The sequence below is a fragment of the Campylobacter sp. 1569 genome (assembly GCF_024723675.1).
GTDB classification, from domain to species: Bacteria; Campylobacterota; Campylobacteria; order Campylobacterales; family Campylobacteraceae; genus Campylobacter_D; species Campylobacter_D jejuni_C.
In genome coordinates, this window is record NZ_JANQDB010000005.1 from 39,287 (window position 1) to 56,777 (window position 17,491).

The 17,491-nt window shown below is 29.7% G+C and carries 14 protein-coding genes; 1 reads left to right on the top strand and 13 read right to left on the bottom strand.

Translation table 11 applies throughout. From position 1 onward, the window contains the following. From CAMP5060_RS03595 to CAMP5060_RS03645, 11 genes are all read right to left on the bottom strand, one after another. Entirely contained in the window at positions 1–2,307 is a 2,307-nt protein-coding gene (locus tag CAMP5060_RS03595) for a hybrid sensor histidine kinase/response regulator (protein WP_087699661.1), read from the bottom strand. A 2-nt stretch (positions 2,308–2,309) separates the two neighbouring features. After that, the gene (locus CAMP5060_RS03600; RefSeq protein WP_087699663.1) at positions 2,310–3,263 is read right to left on the bottom strand and encodes a chemotaxis protein; all 954 of its coding nucleotides are present in this window, start codon (positions 3,261–3,263) and stop codon (positions 2,310–2,312) included. Further along, positions 3,263–3,991: a UDP-2,3-diacylglucosamine diphosphatase gene (locus tag CAMP5060_RS03605; RefSeq protein ID WP_337217919.1), complete on the bottom strand. Its 729-nt coding sequence runs from the start codon at positions 3,989–3,991 to the stop codon at positions 3,263–3,265. Before CAMP5060_RS03605 ends, CAMP5060_RS03600 begins: the two co-directional genes overlap by 1 nt. Before the next feature lie 3 nt (positions 3,992–3,994). Further along, a complete protein-coding gene (gene greA, locus CAMP5060_RS03610) occupies positions 3,995–4,480 on the bottom strand; it encodes a transcription elongation factor GreA (RefSeq protein ID WP_039619215.1) in 486 nt (161 codons plus the stop codon). Positions 4,481–4,489: 9 nt separating this feature from the next. Continuing rightward, entirely contained in the window at positions 4,490–5,587 is a 1,098-nt protein-coding gene (lpxB, locus tag CAMP5060_RS03615; RefSeq protein WP_337217920.1) for a lipid-A-disaccharide synthase, read from the bottom strand. Next, positions 5,584–8,424 (bottom strand): DEAD/DEAH box helicase family protein, encoded by a 2,841-nt coding sequence (locus CAMP5060_RS03620; protein ID WP_337217921.1) that lies wholly within the window; start codon positions 8,422–8,424, stop codon positions 5,584–5,586. Before CAMP5060_RS03620 ends, lpxB begins: the two co-directional genes overlap by 4 nt. 110 nt (positions 8,425–8,534) lie before the next feature. Next, positions 8,535–9,257: a hypothetical protein gene (locus tag CAMP5060_RS03625; protein ID WP_337217922.1), complete on the bottom strand. Its 723-nt coding sequence runs from the start codon at positions 9,255–9,257 to the stop codon at positions 8,535–8,537. Between the two features lies 1 nt (position 9,258). Further along, on the bottom strand, positions 9,259–11,724 hold the full coding sequence (locus CAMP5060_RS03630; protein WP_337217923.1) for a site-specific DNA-methyltransferase: 2,466 nt from the start codon (positions 11,722–11,724) through the stop codon (positions 9,259–9,261). A 113-nt stretch (positions 11,725–11,837) separates the two neighbouring features. After that, a complete protein-coding gene (locus CAMP5060_RS03635) occupies positions 11,838–12,416 on the bottom strand; it encodes a cytolethal distending toxin subunit A (RefSeq protein ID WP_261544952.1) in 579 nt (192 codons plus the stop codon). A gap of 9 nt (positions 12,417–12,425) precedes the next feature. Then, positions 12,426–13,232 carry a cytolethal distending toxin subunit B family protein gene (locus tag CAMP5060_RS03640; protein WP_214126207.1) on the bottom strand — a complete coding sequence of 269 codons (807 nt, stop codon included), beginning with the start codon at positions 13,230–13,232 and terminating at the stop codon, positions 12,426–12,428. 9 nt (positions 13,233–13,241) lie between these two features. Continuing rightward, positions 13,242–14,048, bottom strand: coding sequence for an RICIN domain-containing protein (locus tag CAMP5060_RS03645; RefSeq protein WP_337217924.1), 807 nt, complete (start codon positions 14,046–14,048; stop codon positions 13,242–13,244). Between the two features lie 150 nt (positions 14,049–14,198). Between CAMP5060_RS03645 and pepT the strand changes: the two genes are divergently transcribed. Continuing rightward, positions 14,199–15,425, top strand: a complete 1,227-nt coding sequence (pepT, locus tag CAMP5060_RS03650; RefSeq protein WP_337217925.1) for a peptidase T — start codon at positions 14,199–14,201, stop codon at positions 15,423–15,425. 24 nt (positions 15,426–15,449) lie between these two features. On the opposite strand, the gene dcuC is transcribed toward pepT, so the two are convergent. Together dcuC and pepE are read right to left on the bottom strand one after the other, a co-directional pair. Further along, positions 15,450–16,742 (bottom strand): C4-dicarboxylate transporter DcuC, encoded by a 1,293-nt coding sequence (gene dcuC, locus CAMP5060_RS03655; protein WP_337217926.1) that lies wholly within the window; start codon positions 16,740–16,742, stop codon positions 15,450–15,452. 9 nt (positions 16,743–16,751) lie between these two features. Beyond that, a complete protein-coding gene (gene pepE, locus CAMP5060_RS03660) occupies positions 16,752–17,456 on the bottom strand; it encodes a dipeptidase PepE (protein ID WP_214135793.1) in 705 nt (234 codons plus the stop codon). Between the last annotated feature and the right edge of the window lie 35 nt (positions 17,457–17,491).

The window sequence follows — 17,491 nt, forward strand, 5'->3', positions numbered from 1 at the left end:
TTATCCTAGTTTTAAATTTTTTCTAACTACATTTTCTAAGTACTCTGGAGAGTAAGGCTTAGTAATATACTCAGTCATTCCTACTTCCACACCTCTTAAGCGGTCTGATTTACTAGTTCTTGAAGTTACTGCAACAAGCGGAAGGTTTTTATACTTAGAATACTTTCTGATTTCACCTGCTAAGGTATAACCATCCATTCTTGGCATTTCAATATCAATTAACACTGCATCAATATCATGCTCACCTGATTTGATCATATTTAAAGCTTCCACACCATTAGTTGCTTCTATAATGCTCACACCTAATGGCTCTAGTGATTTTTGCATGATATTTCTATCCATTTTAGAATCATCCACTATAAGCACTGTGTAATCACTTGGTTTTTCTTTAGCAGTTTTTTTAGATTGTGATTCAATTTGTGCTTTAATATCTACTTTAATCTCTTTAGCTATATCCATCATAGCAGCAACATCAATAATCAAAGTAACCCTACCATCACCACGAATAGTCGCTCCTGCTATACCTTGAATGTTTTGTAAATACTCACCCATAGACTTAATAACAATCTCTTCTTGACCCACTAAAGTATCTACTATAATACCAAGCTTACTTTCTGCTACACCTATAACAACGACATAAGTTTGATCGGTATTTTCAAGCACTTGTTTTACACCAAACACATCTGAAAGTCTTACCAAAGATAACACTTCATCTCTTAGACGTAATACATTTTTACCTTCAATAGTATAAATATCATCAATTGGAACTCTAACTGTTTCAAGAACGCTTGCAAGTGGAATAGCATAAAATTCTTCTTGCGTACCAACAAGTAATGATTGAATAATTGCTAAAGTAAGTGGAATTTTAAGCTTCATTACAGTGCCTTTTCCAAGCTCACTATCGATTTCAATCACACCATTTAATTTTTCAATATTGGTTTTAACAACGTCCATCCCAACGCCACGGCCTGAAACATTAGTAATTTTTTTCGCAGTTGAAAAACCTGGTTTGAAAATCAATGCAAACGCTTCTTTATCGCTCATTTGATCAGCTTCACGTTCTGTAATTAGATTTTTCTCCATAGCTTTTGCTTTTAATACATCAGCATCAAGCCCTTTACCATCATCAGCAATCTCTACTACAATATGATTTCCCTCATTGTATGCTTTAAGATTAACCGTTCCTTTTTCTGGTTTACCATTAGCCACACGCGTTGCTGGATCTTCTATACCATGATCACATGAGTTTCTAATCATGTGCATAATAGGATCGCCGATTTCTTCCACAATAGACTTATCAAGTTCAGTTTCTTCCCCTGAAATTTCAAGCTCCATTTGCTTACCAAGCTCACGACCCAAATCACGTACAACCCTTGGGAATTTATTAAATACTTTTGCAATAGGTTGCATTCTTGTTTTCATAACCGCAAGCTGAATATCTGTAGTGACAATACTAAGTTGAGAAACAACTTGATTTAATTCTTCTAAGAATTTTTCCCCATCATATCTTTCTTCAACATCATCATAAATTTTCAATAAGCGGTTTTTACCTAGTACCAACTCACCAATTAAATTCATTAAATGATCAAGTCTTTTAACTTCAACCCTAATGGTTTGATCCATATTTGCACCACTGCTTCCACCACCTGCTGCAGGAACTTTTTTCTCAGCAGTTGCATTTTGTGCTTGAGCAGCTGGTTTACTTGGAGCTGGGTTTGCTTCTTGTGTTTTTTTCTTTTCAGCACGTCTTGCTTGATCTTCAGCTTTTCTTACCTTTAAAAGCCTTTCTATTTCAGCTTCAACTTCATCATCACTAAGTTTATTAACATCAACTTCAGGCTCTTCAGCTTTTGGCTCTTCTTTGACTTCTTCTTTTGACTCTTCAGCTTTAGCCGGTGCAACAGACTCTAAGCTTTCACCTTCTGAAATAGCGGTTAGTCTTGCGCAAATTGGAGCTATGTCAAGCCCTATTGCTGTATCATTTCCATTATCTCTAATAGAATTTAACAAAGTTTTCATCATATCAATAGACTCTAAAACCACGTCCATTACTTCAGGAGTAATTTTAAGCTCATTATGTCTTGCTTTATTTAAAACATCTTCCATATGATGAGTAAGTTTTGTTAAAACATCAAAATTTAAAAAGCTTGATGAACCTTTAACAGTGTGTGCGACACGGAAAATTCTATTTAATAGTTCTAAGTCTTCAGGATTTGCTTCTAATTCAACCAAATCATGATCAATTTGCTCGACTAATTCAAAGGCTTCAACTAAAAAATCCTCAAGTATTTCTTGAATATCTTCCATTTTTACTCCTCACCTTTTTCATGTTTTGCTATAATACGAGAAATTTCAGCAAAGAAATCACTTGCGTTAAATTTAACTAAATATCCATCACCACCTGCTTCTTTAACACCTTTATCACTCATAAATTCATTTGACAAAGAAGAATTAAACACGATAGGAATATTTTTAAATCTCTCATCTTCTCTTACTTTAGCTGCAAAGTGAAAACCATCCATTTGTGGCATTTCAACATCGCTTACGATGATTTTTAGATGCTTTCTTAAATCAGCACCATAAGCATTATAAAGCTCTTCTAATTTTTGTAAGCCTTCAACACCATCTTTTGCTTCAACAACTTTTAACCCGATTTTGTTCAGAATATCTTTTACAAGTTTTCTTGCAGTAGAGCTATCATCAAGCGCTAAAGCCATACCTTCTATTTTTTGGATTTTATCATCTTCAATATCAGTTTGTGGGGTATAAATTCCAAGCTCTTGCACTATGCTTTCTAAATCTAAGATAAGTAAAACCTCATCACCTTCAATTTTGGTTACACCAGTAATTTTACCCTTATCTAAGCTACCCGCACTTGTTGCAAAAGTAGCTGGCTCAATATTTTTCCAATTAATTCTACGAATTCTTTTTGCTTCATGCACTATAAAACCGATCAATACATTACTAAATTCAGTAATGATAACTCTAGGTTTTATATTTGTCATTTCTGGTTCTTGAATTTGCATCCATTTTGCTAGGTTGATTACAGGAATCACCACACCACGAAGATCAAAAATACCTTCCACATATTCAGGCACTCCTGGAATTTCAGTCAAAAAAGGAATTTTAATGATTTCTCTAACCTTAGAAACATTTACACCATAAATTCCCTCATAGACTTTATCGTGGCCTTGCTTAAAGATGCGAAAATCAACAAGTTCCATTTCATTTGAACCTGTTTTAACGACATTCTCATCAAACATTATGCCTCCTTAAGTTCTATTTTGTGAAATCTGATTTCTGGCTCATATTTTACTACAAAAAAACTTTCCTTGTATGCAAAAGCAGCTAAATTTAAATATTTTATATTTTCATATTCTAAAAACACATCTTGATGATAATGACCTTCTATTATAAAACCTATATTATAGTGCTTTAAACGCTCTTTTACTAAGACAGAAAAATGAGGAATTTTTCTAATAAGTTGTTTTTTGTTTTGACTTTTTAGAATTTTTTGAGTAATTTTTTCTTTACTAGTAACATTTAAAAAATTTAAAAAAAGTAGTAAATAATGATTTCTCAAACTTTTTAAGCAAAATTGCAAAAAAGGTTTTAAAAAAATATCCCCATGGGCTAATTTTACTAAGGTTTTGTCATGAAATTCACAAAGCAAAGGTTGCTGTTTTATACTAAAAACTTTCACTTTTTTAAAAAATTTAGCTAAATTAAAATCATGATTACCTTCTAAATATATGATTTCAATTTTACACGCAAGTTCTTCAAGTAAGTCTATATAAGCTTTTGCAAAATCATGTGTTGCTTTTACTTCATAAATTAAAAGATCAAATATATCACCCATCAAAAAAAGCTGTGGAGTTTGAATTTTTTTATTTTTTAAGGCTTGCAAAAACTCCCAAAAACCACGCCTATTTTCATTTTCATGCACATCAGCAATAAAAATAGCATTTTCTTTTATAATTATTTTTTGCAAAAACTAAAATTCCAAAGCTTTGTATTCTATAGAAATGATTTCAAATTCACTCTCACCTTTTGGTAAACGCACTTTAAAATCATCGCCCTCTTTTTTACCAAGCATTGCTTTAGCAATAGGCGAGCTAATGGAAATATAACCTTTTTCTAAATTTCCCTCATTTACCCCTACCAAAGTATAAGTGCTTTGCTTTTCACTTTCTAAATCCTCTACAACAACAGTTGAGCCAAATTTCACACTATCATGCTCATAAGAAGATGGATCGATGATTTGTGCTCTTGAGATCAAATCTCCAAGTTCAGCAATCTTTCCTTCTATAAAAGCTTGTTTTTCTCTAGCCGCGTGATATTCTGCATTTTCTTTTAAATCTCCATGGCTTCTTGCTATGTCTATTTCTTCTACTACTTTTGGACGTTCAACTTTTTTTAAATGCTCTAATTCTTTTTCTAATTTCTCATAGCCGTATTTACTCATAGGTTCTTTTTGCATGATTTATCCTTATTTGATTTCATAAAGTATTTTAGCTAAATTTTTTGCACTTGCAAATTGCAAATATTCTTTTAAAAAATCTACTTTATCAAAAAATGCCTTATAATCGTATTTAAGATAAGCTTGATATAAATTTTCCACATTCACTTGCTCTTGTAAAAATTCAGGATTAAGCTCGCTTTTTCCTGCAAAATCCAAAAAGATATTTGCAAGGCCTATATGTTTGAGTTTTACAAAACATCTTGCGATAAATACATCAATAGCTTTAGCTTTATAGGCAAGCACAAAAGGCGTGCCAACCAAAGCTGCTTCAAGCGTAGCTGTACCACTACAAATAAAAGCAAAATCAGCATTTTTTAGCACCTTTGGGGTGTTAGTTTGAATTTCAAAATCATTTATATCCCCATAAAGTTCTAATCTTTTTAAATTAAACTCAGGCACACAAAGGATTTTTTTACCTTCAAATTTAACACTTAATTCTCTAAAAATAGGCATTAAACGCTTTATTTCACTTTTTCTTGAGCCTGGTAAGAAAGCGATTACTTTTTCATCATCTTTTTTTGAAAATATAGAATTTATATCTTCTTGGTTTTTAAACTCTTTTATCTCATCTAAAAGCGGATGTCCCACATAAGTACTTTTACTAAAAAACTCACTATCAAAAGGCAAAATAGAAGCTAACACATCAAAATGACTTTCTATGATAGGTATGCGACCTTTTTTCCATGCCCAAACTTGAGGTAAGATATAATAAATTCTTTTTACTTTAGAATTTGCTTTTTTTAAAGCCTTTGCAAAAGGTATGTTAAAAGCAGGAGAATCTATACATAAAATCGCATCAATTTTTTGCGCAAAACTTAAACTCACCAGCTCTTTTATGGCTCTTTTAGCTTTGAAAATGAGTGGCAAAACCTCTACAAAACCCATAGCACTAAACTCATGTGAGCTATAAAGTGGCTTGGAATTTAAACTAAATTCTTTGCGCAAATTCTCATCATAAATTCCTACTAAATCAAATTCTTTATACTCATTTTTATAAGCTTTTAAAACTTCTTTTAAATGCAAATTTGCTGAAGGCTCTAAAGCACAAACTAAAAAGGTTTTCATTTGAAAATATCCTCTATTGTGGATTTAACAAAGTCTTTTAATTCATCTGAAAAAGTATAATTTTTATTATAAAAAAACAAATTAACTTTTATACTTTTATCTTCATAACTTAAATTTTTATTTTCAAATATTGCTTTAAAGCCTTTTAATTTAAATCTAGGATTATCTTCTATTTTTAAGCCTTTTGGATCTATAAAATATATAAAAAAATCTCCGCTTTGTTTATTTTTTAACCAAAATATAAAATCAGGATAAAATTTTCTTTCTTTTTGCTGTTCTTCATCAAAATAAGGGATATAAATTTCATCTTGATTTTCTACCAATTTAGAAAAATACCATTCATATTGTTCAAAAAAAGACAAATTTAAATTACTTTCTAAATCTTCTAAAAATTCTTTTTCACTTTTATTAGAAATGGCAAAATTAATCTTATTTTCTTTATCATTTTTATTGTAAATGATTAAAGGGCTATAATAATGCTTGCTAAGTTTTGCACTAATTATATAGTTTTGCACCTCCTTGCTTTTTTGACTTTCTTTTATACCTTGCATTAGCTCATCTAAATTTATTTTTTTATTTTCAAAATCTGCTTTTAATTCATATTCGCTTTTTGCATTTAAAACATCTTTTATAGTCTTATTGATTTTTTGAACGGTTTCAAAATCTAACTTTGCTTGTATATTTTTATGGTGCGTTATTTCTTCTTCTAACTTTACAAATTTATCCAAAACTTTGGCCTTAGAATTTAATACACTATTAATTGTTTTTAATGTTGTTTTTTCATTAAATTCTACTCTATCTCCTGATAATTGTATTTTACTTTCTTTTCCTTCGCTAAATTTATAAAATTCTTCTAATGTAGAATATTTAAAATTTTTATACAAACACTGCTCTAAAATCAAAACATCCTCATCGTAAGATTTTATAAATTCTTTTAAAGATTTTGCTTCTTTTTCTGAAATTTTATAAAACTTTTTTAGCTTTGCTTCGTTTTTGTATTTTGGCACAGGTAAATTAAATGACAATTTTGTTTCTTTAAATCCTTTTAAATGCCTATTTTCCATAAATTCACATTCTATACCCTCTATGATAGCTTTTATGGCTTCATTATCACTTGCCATTACAAAAAGAGTTTCTAAACCACATGCTAAATTTACACATCGCTCATCGATTTTAAACATCTCTTTTAAAGCATTTAATCTCTTTCTTATATTTAAGAAAGGTTCTATTCTAACACCTCTTCCTATAGTTTGCAAAACATATTTTTTAGCATTAATGCTTCCTATATTGATAAAAGAAATTAAATTTACACGATTGCTATCCCAACCTTCTGAAAAAACCTTACTTCCTAGCATTATATTGATAGAAGATTGTGAGCTATTGATATTTTCAAAATGACTTTGTGATATATCACTTATGCTTTCTACCCCAAGCTCAAGTAAAAAATCTTTTTCCCATTCTTTTGCATTTGAAATATTTAAAAGCATGAAAGGTTTGTTTGAATTTTTACTCTTAAAAGCCAATTCTTTATCATTTCCTTTAATGCTATAACATTCTAATTTTGCATTTGCATTTGCATAAAAAATATTTTCTCTAAGTTCATCGTTATTTGCATTTTTTATATATTTTAAAAAATCATCACTTAGTGTATTTATACCAAAATATAAATTTTGATTTTGAAGTTTTTCACAAAGCTCTAAAGCTATATTGCCTATATCTACTTTATTTTTTAATACATTATACACTGCCTTAAAATACGCTTTTATACCCGCATCTTGAGTATTTACTTTATCAGAAACTGCTATGATTAAAGGATTGTGATATATAAAATCTTGTCTTTTTAAAAACAATTCTTCTTTTGATTTTACAATAGCATTAAAGATTATAAAACTTTCTAAAATCGTTTTAATTTTTACTTCTTCGTTATTTTCACTTTTAAAATCTAAATTCTCATTTAAAACTGCTATATTTTTACCATATCCCTCTTGATTAAATTTTTGAAGATTATAATTATACGCACAAGTTATAAAATCTATTTCATCTTCAAAGGTAGCAGAAAAATTAAAAACAAAGCCTTTTGGAAATTCATCTTCTTTGATAAAACCTCTAGCAAGTTCATGATAATAGTTTTTTCTTAGTGATGTTTTACTATCACCTCTATGAGCTTCATCTAACAATATATACCAACCATCTTTATTAAGATAATTTTTATAGTTTAATCTTTTTGCTTTTTTATCTTTACCTACATTTTCTTCACTCTCAAGTAAATCACTTCTTGCAAAATACACTACCGCTTCATTTAATAAACTAGCTTCTTTTTCTATGCTTTCAAAATCTTTTAAATCTTTTATTTTGATAAAATTGCTGTGATGATTGTTGTATTTAGCTATATTTGCTTTGAATTGATTTAAAATCTTATCATTTGGTGCTAAAAGCATGATAGGCTTTTTAGGTAATTGATTATTTTTAATAAATTCATGTATCAAAGATATAAGTTTGATCATAACTATAGTTTTACCACTTCCTGTAGCCATCCAAAATGAAGCTCTTGCAATATATTCTTTTTGTAGTTTTAAATTCTCGCTTTCATCTTGATAAAATTCTAAAAGTTTTCTACGCTCTTGATTATATTCATGCGAATTTAACTCATCTTTCATATAAAAAGAGAGTATAGCTAAAGCATTTTTAACACTTTCTTGCTGATAAAATTGCAAATTTATAGCTTGAGAAAAATTACCAAAATCATAACTTTCATCAAGCTTTTGCACTAGTGATTTATCATGGATAAATTTATTTAGCAATAAATGTTTTCTTGTGTTTTGTTTTGCTTTAGCCATTATTTTTCCTTTAAAGCTTTAATTGTTTTTATCATTTGCAGTATGTAAGAATTTTTACATACTGAAATTTCTTACAACCACCTATCTTGCAAGTAGTGCAAAGGATGATGTTATTTTGTATTATTACTTAGAATATAATTTTTTAACATTGAAATTTCTTGACATTGAGTATCTATAATACCATCAAGCAAATAAATAATAAACTCATAAAAATTTGAATTACATTTTATAATCGGGCATCTCCAATATACTTTATTTGCATGATGCCAAACTTTATCTAGACTTAAAGAATTAGCCAAAATAGCATTCTGCCTTGAAATCCAAAATAAATCAAAATTTAATGTAGAATATAATTTTAACAATTCTTTTTGATTTTGGTTTGTTTCATAAATATTTTGAATACGTTTTTCCCATGGTATTCTATACTCATGAAAATAAATTTGAATTCCAAAATCCCAATATATATCATTCTTAAAATCATTGGTTTTTTTATAAATTTTAATATCTCCTTCATTTATATAATCAAATCCATTGTATGGAATTAAAGATGTTTTGATTTCTATTTTTATTTCTTTTTGAAATAAAATTTGAGATGATCTGATATTTAATCCATAAATTAACAAATCTCTATCAGTGTTATCATCATTATTTTCATTTGACTTTGTTATAAAGCCATAGCTATCTAAAATATCTCTAATAAAAATCTCTCCTAAGACACCTCTTATATAACAATCTTTTTGTAAATTTCCATTTCTGTATCTTAAATTATTTACATAATCCGGAAAAGGTCTATTTAATGCCTCTTGTATTTGTTTTTCATTAAAAGTATGCATTTTATTTTCTCCACCATATTAGATTTTTTAGTTTTGGATATTTAATTAAGTCTATATTTTCTAAATTTATAATCTCATCGTTTTCAAATTTGCAAGATTTTATGCCATTTTCATCTATAAAAATATTTTTGATTTGAAGTCCTAAAAGATTTGACATCGTTAAAAATATATCAAATTCTTTATCATAAGCTTTCATATCAAGGCATATATTCTCGCCTTTTTTAAGTGCTTTTATGAGTTTGCGTGATTTTCTATAATCTATAAGTGAATTTTCATCGAGTTTATACTCACAATTTTCTAAACTTTCTTCATAGCTTTCAAGTTCATAGTATCTAAAAGCACCACCACCTTTAAATTCTACTTCTTTACTTACACCACAAACAAAACCATTTAAAACTTTTTTCATTCTTGGGATGATGACTTTGTAAAAATGCTCTCCCATTTCCACTCCAAGCCATTTGCGTTTTAGTTTATGTGCAGTAGCTATCGTGGTACCACTTCCTACAAAAAAGTCTAAAACAAGTGAATTTTGATTGCTACCTATATCACAAATCCTTTTTAGAAGCTTTTCAGGTTTTGGTGTATCAAAAATTTTATTTTCGAAATTTAATTTAATTTCATTTGTAGCATCAGCATTTAATACAAAATCGTACCAAATAGAAGATGGCTTAAGATTAGAAGCTATATCAATATAGTGTTTGTAATACACTTTATCATTATTTTTAAAAATAATTTCACCTCTTTCAAGTCTTGAATAAAAGGTGTTTTCTGACATCTTCCATTGATATTCACTGCCTTTTAGTATTTTTCCATTAGGTAATCTAATATCATAATGCAATCCAGGACTATCTTGCAAAGAGGTATCATTTAGTGGCTTTTCAAGATAATATCCCACTTTATCTTTTTTATATTTAGAAATATTTGTTCTTGCAATTCCATATGTTTTAAGATGTTCTATATTTTTTGCATATATATTTATATACTCTTGTTCAACTGCTATATGATTAGAGTCATTTCCACCACCTGCTCGCTTTCTCCAAACAACATTCGCTACAAAATTTTCTCCACCAAACACCTCATCGCATAAAATCTTGAGCCTTGCTTGTTCATTATCATCTATACTTATAAAAATACTCCCACTGCTTTTTAGAAATTCTTTTGCCAATTCTAAACGATTATCTATCATAGCAAGCCATGAAGAATGATTAAATTTATCAGTATATATAAAGCCATCATTGCCTGTGTTATAAGGCGGATCTATATAGATCAGATCTATTTTGCCTTGGTATTTTGGCATTAGAGAGTTAAGTGCTTGAAAATTATCTGCTTTTATAAGTTCTCCATTTAAAATTTCATCTAAATTTTCAAAACTTTGTAAAAGTTTATAATAGTTTTCCTCACTTAAATACTTTGTATCAAACGGTAGGAATTTGTATTTTTCATCATTTATAGCCTTTATATCAAACTCATCATTTATGAAATTTAATTCTTTCCATTCTGCGATTTGCTCTTTAAATTTTGTATCTTTATAGATGGATTTTAAAATTTCATCAGCATTGTTTGAGTGTGATTTAATAATATCTAAGCTAAATACATAGTGAGCATTTTTAGCAAATTTTGGCTTTAACCATATAGCTTTTAACTCATTTTCAAAGTCAGCTATCAAGTCGATGATAGCAAAAGCAATTTGTTTTAGATCGTTAATCTCATCTATCTTTTCTTTAGTCCATTCAGTAATGCTATCATTCACATAGGAAAACAACCACAAATCAAATTGTTCTTTTAAAAATTCTTTCGCATTTTTATGGATAAAAAAATCTACTTCATTTTGTTTTTTATAAGTTTTAAAAAGCTTTTTTAGCTCTTCTTCTTTTATGTTTATTTGTGCATTTTTTAAAGTCTTTAAAAAAACATCGCTAAATTCACTTGAATTTTGTTTAAATACATTTGCGCCATCATTATTTTTAGAATTTATCACTTTTATGTTTATATTATCATCTTGTATATTTTGCAAATAAAAATTGATTTTACTTTTATTATTATCAGCATTTTGCTCATACTCATCGGTAAGAAAATTTAAAGTATATTTTTTATCTTCATTTTGCAAGCTTAAAGGATTGTAAATAGTATCTGATTTTACATAGTATAAATTTTGTGTTTTATAAAAAAGACTTGTGTCTTTTGAGTTTGAATATACCCTTGCATAGATATTTTTATACATAGGTGTATCGTAAAAAAACGGCGTTCCTGTTTCGTTTAAATAAGTGCTAAAAAAATTATAAAGTTTATTATAAGTATCTGTATAAAGCTTTTGTGTGTCTAAATAGTCTTTAATTTTTTGAAAATATTTTTCTTTTATAACGAGTAAATTTGTAAAACCATTTTTAGCTTGATTTTGTGAATGTTTGATTTTTGTTCCCAAATAGCAATCCTCTAATTTTAAATAAAATGCTTTTTTATAATCCATACTTTACCTTTAAATTTGTAAGTTAAAATAATATCTTTTTTTGACTTAAAAAAATGAATAGATATTACTTTAAGAAAAGTAAAAATTTACTTGCTAAAATAGCAAGTAAATTTTTAATAAAGCGGAGTTGCTTCAACGATAGCAGGAGTAAAAAACATTAATTCATAAAGTTCCAAAAATAAAGCAGGATCATCAAGAGTACATTGTTGAATTCCAAAACGCTGTTCAATAGGAACTTGAGGATTATTAAATACTACCATACATTCTACACCCCCAAGCACTAAAGAGCGAATTTGCACAGCAGAAGTAGTAGTTGGCATTATAGAATAAACCGTTTCTAATTTTCCATCTTCTAAATCCTGTTTACAAGATTTTCCACCAAAAAAACCACTTTCTAATATAGCTAAACACAAATCATCATCACTTGGATTTACAAATTGTACATAACCAAAAGGAAGTTTATCTGCCAAAGTATCTTTTTGTTTTAATTCTTCGCTAAGTACAATTTCTCTTAGAATCCAATTTTGATCTTCTAGTTTTGCCGAGCTTTCCCTAAATGGACTTAACGAAATTCCTGTTTCAAGCGATCTTATAGCAAACATAGGGGTAAAATCTGGTAAATCTCCTTGCGAAGGAGGCGCACCAAAAGAAAAACCAATATATGCAAATAACAAAAATATAATTTTTTTCATCACAAACTCCTAAAATCTTCTAAAATTTACTGGAAAATGATCTGAAGCTAAAAAACTCCTTAATCCAGCTAATGCTAAAACAGCAGCAAAAGCAGGTGGAGTATAAAGTGCACTTTGATTTGAATTTCCGGTAATTGCATAATCAATTATATTGCCACTAGTTTGTGTAAAAGAAGGCGGTGATACTATATTAACACGCGATCTTAAATCCGGATCAAGTAATCCTATAAGATTATTAGGTGTTCTATTAAAATCGCCCATAATCATCCAATTAATTTGTGGCATATTTCTAAAATGCATATCCACTGCCGTTACAATGGCACCTGCATCATTGCCACCTCTTGCCAAAGCGTGTATACTAAAAAATACATCATTTCCTATACGAATTCCTATAATAGGTCTTGAAGCAACAGTTGGGGGAGGTAAAACTATAACCTCATCAGCTTGTCTTCTACTAACTATAGCCATATTAACACGATTTGCTCCAACATCTACCCTAGAATAATATATAAAAACAGAATTTGGACGCGACAAAGAGCCCAAATTCCATTCATATTCATGAATAGGAATACCTACCCCTGGTGGCTGAACCTGTCTTGGAGTCATCATTGCAGTAGAAGGTAAAACTCCAGCTTCTTGTACTGCTAAAACATCTAAAGGATTATCTCCAGTTACCAATTGTCTTATACTAATATTCCATTTACTTTCAGTTGATGCTGATGATCCTTGTAAATTCCAAGTTCCTACATTATAATCATCTAAAGCGCTAAAAGCCAAGCTCACACTAAAAATAAAAGATAATATTATTTTTTTCATATTCTTCTCCTATTTTCCCATATAAGGGGTTTTTGCTGTGAAAGTTGGTACAGTTATATACCATTGTCTGTCTAAATTTTTCTCCCCTTTTTTCACACAATCAGTTAAATATATATTATAAAAACTAAAATCAAACTCATGCATTACATCTTTTACCGGAGTTTGAATACACTGTTGCGTTGCAAAATTTTGAATTTGAAAAGATCCATTACTCATAGGAAAAAATTTCCAAAATTGTGCGTAATTACTTTGATCACAAGGATAATGTACTATACCATTTCCGTAAGCATTTAAGCAAGTATTAGTTTTTGCGTTCTTAATCATAACTATATCATTTGGAAATTCTATAAGTTGCCAAACCCTAGCATCGCCAAAAGGTTTACTATTATATAAATTATAACCCCAAATCCAATTTCCAGCAGCTAAAGCCCATACAGTTAACGCAGCTCCATTTGGATTCATAATAGTAACAAAATCACTCGGAAAACCTCTATTTTCAAACACTGAGCTCTCACTAAAATTCCCAGTTGATGTCAATCTTGGTAAAGGACCTTTTATAGCATTATTACCTTTAAAAGTATTTGTTTTTATAAGCGGTGGATCTAAAGGCACAGCTGGAACTATATCTTTACCTTCTACTAAAGCTGGAATTGTTTGCTTTGCAGGTGGTGTTGGATTTTTACCTATTTTTAAAGGATCAGTATCATTTATATTACCAAAAGAGCGTCCTAAAGGATTTAATTGTTCCTTAGAAGAACACCCCATAAGAAATGCTATAAACGCGATCAACATCATCGCAAATTTAATTTTATGCATTTTTCCTCCTTGAATTTTTAAGTTTGAATATATTAACATAATTTTAAAACATTTTGATAAAAAATATCATTAATAGCTTTTCTTGATTTTATTAAGTATTTAAAAAATGAATTGTTATAATTTACTAATTTTAATCTAAAAGGAAAAATTATGGATATTGTGCAAAGATTTATAAACTACACTAAGATTAACACCACTACAAGTAGAGAAAATGGCGCCAAAGGCATTATGCCATCAAGTCCTAATCAAATGGAGCTTGCAAAATTACTTGAAAAAGAATTACAAGAACTAGGTTTAAAAGACATCAAAAGAAGAGAAAACACCATCACCACAGCTCTTTTACCAGCAAACACTCCAAATGCTCCTAAAATAGCCTTTTTTGCGCATTTAGATACAAGTATGGAACAAACCAACGATACCAAAGCACAAATCACTAAGTATCAAGGTGGGGATATATGTTTAAATAAAAACTTAGATCTTTATTTGAAAGAAAGTGAATTTAAAGAGCTTAAAAACTACATAGGAGATGATATTATCCACACTGATGGCACTAGTTTGCTTGGTGCTGATGATAAAGCGGCTATTGCAGCTATTATGGATATGCTTGAGTTTTTTGTTAAAAATCCTGATATTAAACATGGTGATATTTATGCTTGCTTTTTACCTGATGAAGAGCAAGGTTTAAGAGGAGCAAAAGCTTTTGATATAAAAGAAATTGATGCTGATTTTGGGTATTGTTTAGACTGTTGTGGAATTGGTGAGTTTATTTATGAAAATTGGAATGCAGGAGATTGTGAAGTAGAATTTATAGGAAAATCTGCTCATCCTATGAGCGCCAAAGGAAAATTAGTTAATTCTTTACTTTTAGCACATAAATTTATCTCTATGCTTCCAAATGGCGAAGCACCTGAATACACAGAAAATAAAGAGGGATATTTTTGGGTTAAAGAACTCCAAGGAAATAGCGCTAAAACTATTTTAAAAATAGATATTAGAGAATTTGATGATGAAAAATACAAACAAAGAATGCAATTTTTACAAGATTTAAACGATAGTTTTAAAAAGTTATACGGAGAAGAAAGAATTAACATTAAGCTTAATGATCGTTATAAAAATGTCTTTAATAGTCTAAAAACAACCAAATCTTTACCTATTAAACTTGCTTTACAAGCTTATGAAAATTTAAATATCAAAACTAAAATCATTCCTATGCGTGGAGGATATGATGGAGCGGTGCTTTCAGAAAAAGGCTTGCCTTGTCCAAATATCTTTACCGGAGCACATAATTTTCACTCTATTTATGAGTATTTACCTGTTAAATCTTTAAAAGCAGCGAGCAAAGTTATACAAGAAATCATCATCCTAGCTGCAAAATAAATTTAAGCCTTAAAAGGCTTAAATTTATAATAACACAAAAGCAATTATAACCACCGAAACAACACAACCTAAAGCAGTTCTTTTAACAATTTCTAAAGGACTAACCCCAGCTATAGCTGAAACGATAATACAAGCTCCTAAAATAGGCGAAAGATATCTTCCAAGCACTGCTGACATTGCCACTGCGGTACCAAGTTTAACTTGATCAAAACCAAGATCTTGAGCATGAATAGTTACAGCCTTGTTAAATGCCATAGCAGCAGCATCACCACTACCTGTAACCATAGCCATTAAAAATGGTATAAAAGTTCCACCAAAACGCACATAATGTTGTTCATTTTTAAGCCATTCTATGATGATATCAATTACCCCGCATGCTTTTAAACCTGCAACAAAAACACTAGCAGCTATGATAATCCCTATAATCTCTGCATAAGATTTTCCCATACCATTAAAAAACTCTTTAAAAATATTATCAGGCTTGCTCATAGTTACTACTAAAGCTATAATCGCTCCTAAAAGCATAGCTTCAGCAACTCCAACTTCTTTTGTCCATGTTAAAAACTCATAATCATTTAAAGGACTTGCGCCTATGATTAGCACAATTAAAGGCACTAAAGGCATAAACGCATAAAATACATTTACTTTTTCAATATTATCTTCAGTCTTGTTTTGATTAGCCACTTCAAAAACTTGCCCTTTTTGATAATCTTTAAAAATCACTGCCATAATCATCAAAGAAATCATCACTATTACTCCTGCCGTTAATGCATTTGGAGTTTGAGTTAAAACAATTTCTTGTATATTTTTCCCCGAAATTTCAGAAATCAAAGCCGTATGAGAAACACCTGGACTTAAAATTCCTCCTATAGTTCCACAAAGCACTGTTGCTGCTGCCATAGCAGGTTTTATACCTGAAGCCATTAAAAGCGGTATCAAAGTCGCACCAACTGCAGCTGAACATCCTGCTGCGGAAGGTATAGCAATAGCAATAAAAAAAGTCACTATAAAAGCAAGCGGGATTAAGAAAAATCCTACATTTTTCAAAGGTGTTGTAAGTAGTTTAACCAAATGCTTATCACACCTAGTCACTTTCATCACAAAAGCAAAGCCCATGCTTGCACAAATTGCCTTAATCAAAGCAGGTTGCACCATAGCATGCGTAAAAGCACTCAAAGCTTCAATGGGCTTAAGTGAAATCAAACATAAAATAAAACCAACACTAATTAAAGCTGTTTTTGTTTCTACTTTTTTAATAAGCAAATAAACCACAGCCACAATACCAAAAATCGCAGCTAAAAGATAAAAAGTTTGCATTTTTCTCCTTTAGATTTTAGTTATTTGATTGACTTTTAAATATTCCACATTAAAAGGATAGCTTAGCTTTAGCACATCATGATGACCTATGATTTTTAAGCTATCATCTTGCACTTTTAATGCAGAACCCTCCGGTATAGCATAAACAATGTCTTTTGGATTAGTTAATAAAAACTCTTCCAAGCGCTCCTCTCTGCTTTCTCCATTATGGCCAGGAATTTTACCACTAATAAAATGCGGGTTGATTTGATAAGGAAAAACCCCTAAACTATCAAAACTTTTTGGCATAACAATAGGCATATCATTAGTTGTTTTTATGCTAAGTCCTGCTATATTTGAGCCTGCACTCCAACCCATATAACAAGCTCCTTTTTCAATACGTTCTTTTAACACTTCAAGCAAATCATTTTCATATAATTTATGCAAAAGCATAAAGCTATTGCCTCCACCTACTAAAAAAACTTTTGCATTTAAAATTGCTTCTTTTAAATTTTCAAAATGGTGTAATGATTTGATATTATCTTTTTTTAAGCCTTCTTTTACCCTAGCTTCATAAGCATCATAAGTCCTTCTAACACCTGCATAAGGTATAAAAAGAATTTCTTCATCTTTCATGGAATTTTCTTTTAAAAAATCATCTATAAATTCTCTAGTATGACTTAGATACGCACTATCTTTATAACCAGAAGCACTAAAAAGCAAAAGTTTTGACATCATTCTTTCCTTTAAAAATTTAATCAAAACTATAA

Excerpts from the sequence above, each read along its gene's own strand:
- CAMP5060_RS03595 (WP_087699661.1), bottom strand. The coding sequence starts at position 2,307 with ATGGAAGATATTCAAGAAATACTTGAGGATTTTTTAGTTGAAGCCTTT.
- CAMP5060_RS03600 (WP_087699663.1), bottom strand. The coding sequence starts at position 3,263 with ATGTTTGATGAGAATGTCGTTAAAACAGGTTCAAATGAAATGGAACTT.
- greA (WP_039619215.1), bottom strand. The coding sequence starts at position 4,480 with ATGCAAAAAGAACCTATGAGTAAATACGGCTATGAGAAATTAGAAAAA.
- lpxB (WP_337217920.1), bottom strand. The coding sequence starts at position 5,587 with ATGAAAACCTTTTTAGTTTGTGCTTTAGAGCCTTCAGCAAATTTGCAT.
- CAMP5060_RS03620 (WP_337217921.1), bottom strand. The coding sequence starts at position 8,424 with ATGGCTAAAGCAAAACAAAACACAAGAAAACATTTATTGCTAAATAAA.
- CAMP5060_RS03625 (WP_337217922.1), bottom strand. The coding sequence starts at position 9,257 with ATGCATACTTTTAATGAAAAACAAATACAAGAGGCATTAAATAGACCT.
- CAMP5060_RS03630 (WP_337217923.1), bottom strand. The coding sequence starts at position 11,724 with ATGGATTATAAAAAAGCATTTTATTTAAAATTAGAGGATTGCTATTTG.
- CAMP5060_RS03635 (WP_261544952.1), bottom strand. The coding sequence starts at position 12,416 with ATGAAAAAAATTATATTTTTGTTATTTGCATATATTGGTTTTTCTTTT.
- CAMP5060_RS03640 (WP_214126207.1), bottom strand. The coding sequence starts at position 13,232 with ATGAAAAAAATAATATTATCTTTTATTTTTAGTGTGAGCTTGGCTTTT.
- CAMP5060_RS03645 (WP_337217924.1), bottom strand. The coding sequence starts at position 14,048 with ATGCATAAAATTAAATTTGCGATGATGTTGATCGCGTTTATAGCATTT.
- pepT (WP_337217925.1), top strand. The coding sequence starts at position 14,199 with ATGGATATTGTGCAAAGATTTATAAACTACACTAAGATTAACACCACT.
- dcuC (WP_337217926.1), bottom strand. The coding sequence starts at position 16,742 with ATGCAAACTTTTTATCTTTTAGCTGCGATTTTTGGTATTGTGGCTGTG.
- pepE (WP_214135793.1), bottom strand. The coding sequence starts at position 17,456 with ATGTCAAAACTTTTGCTTTTTAGTGCTTCTGGTTATAAAGATAGTGCG.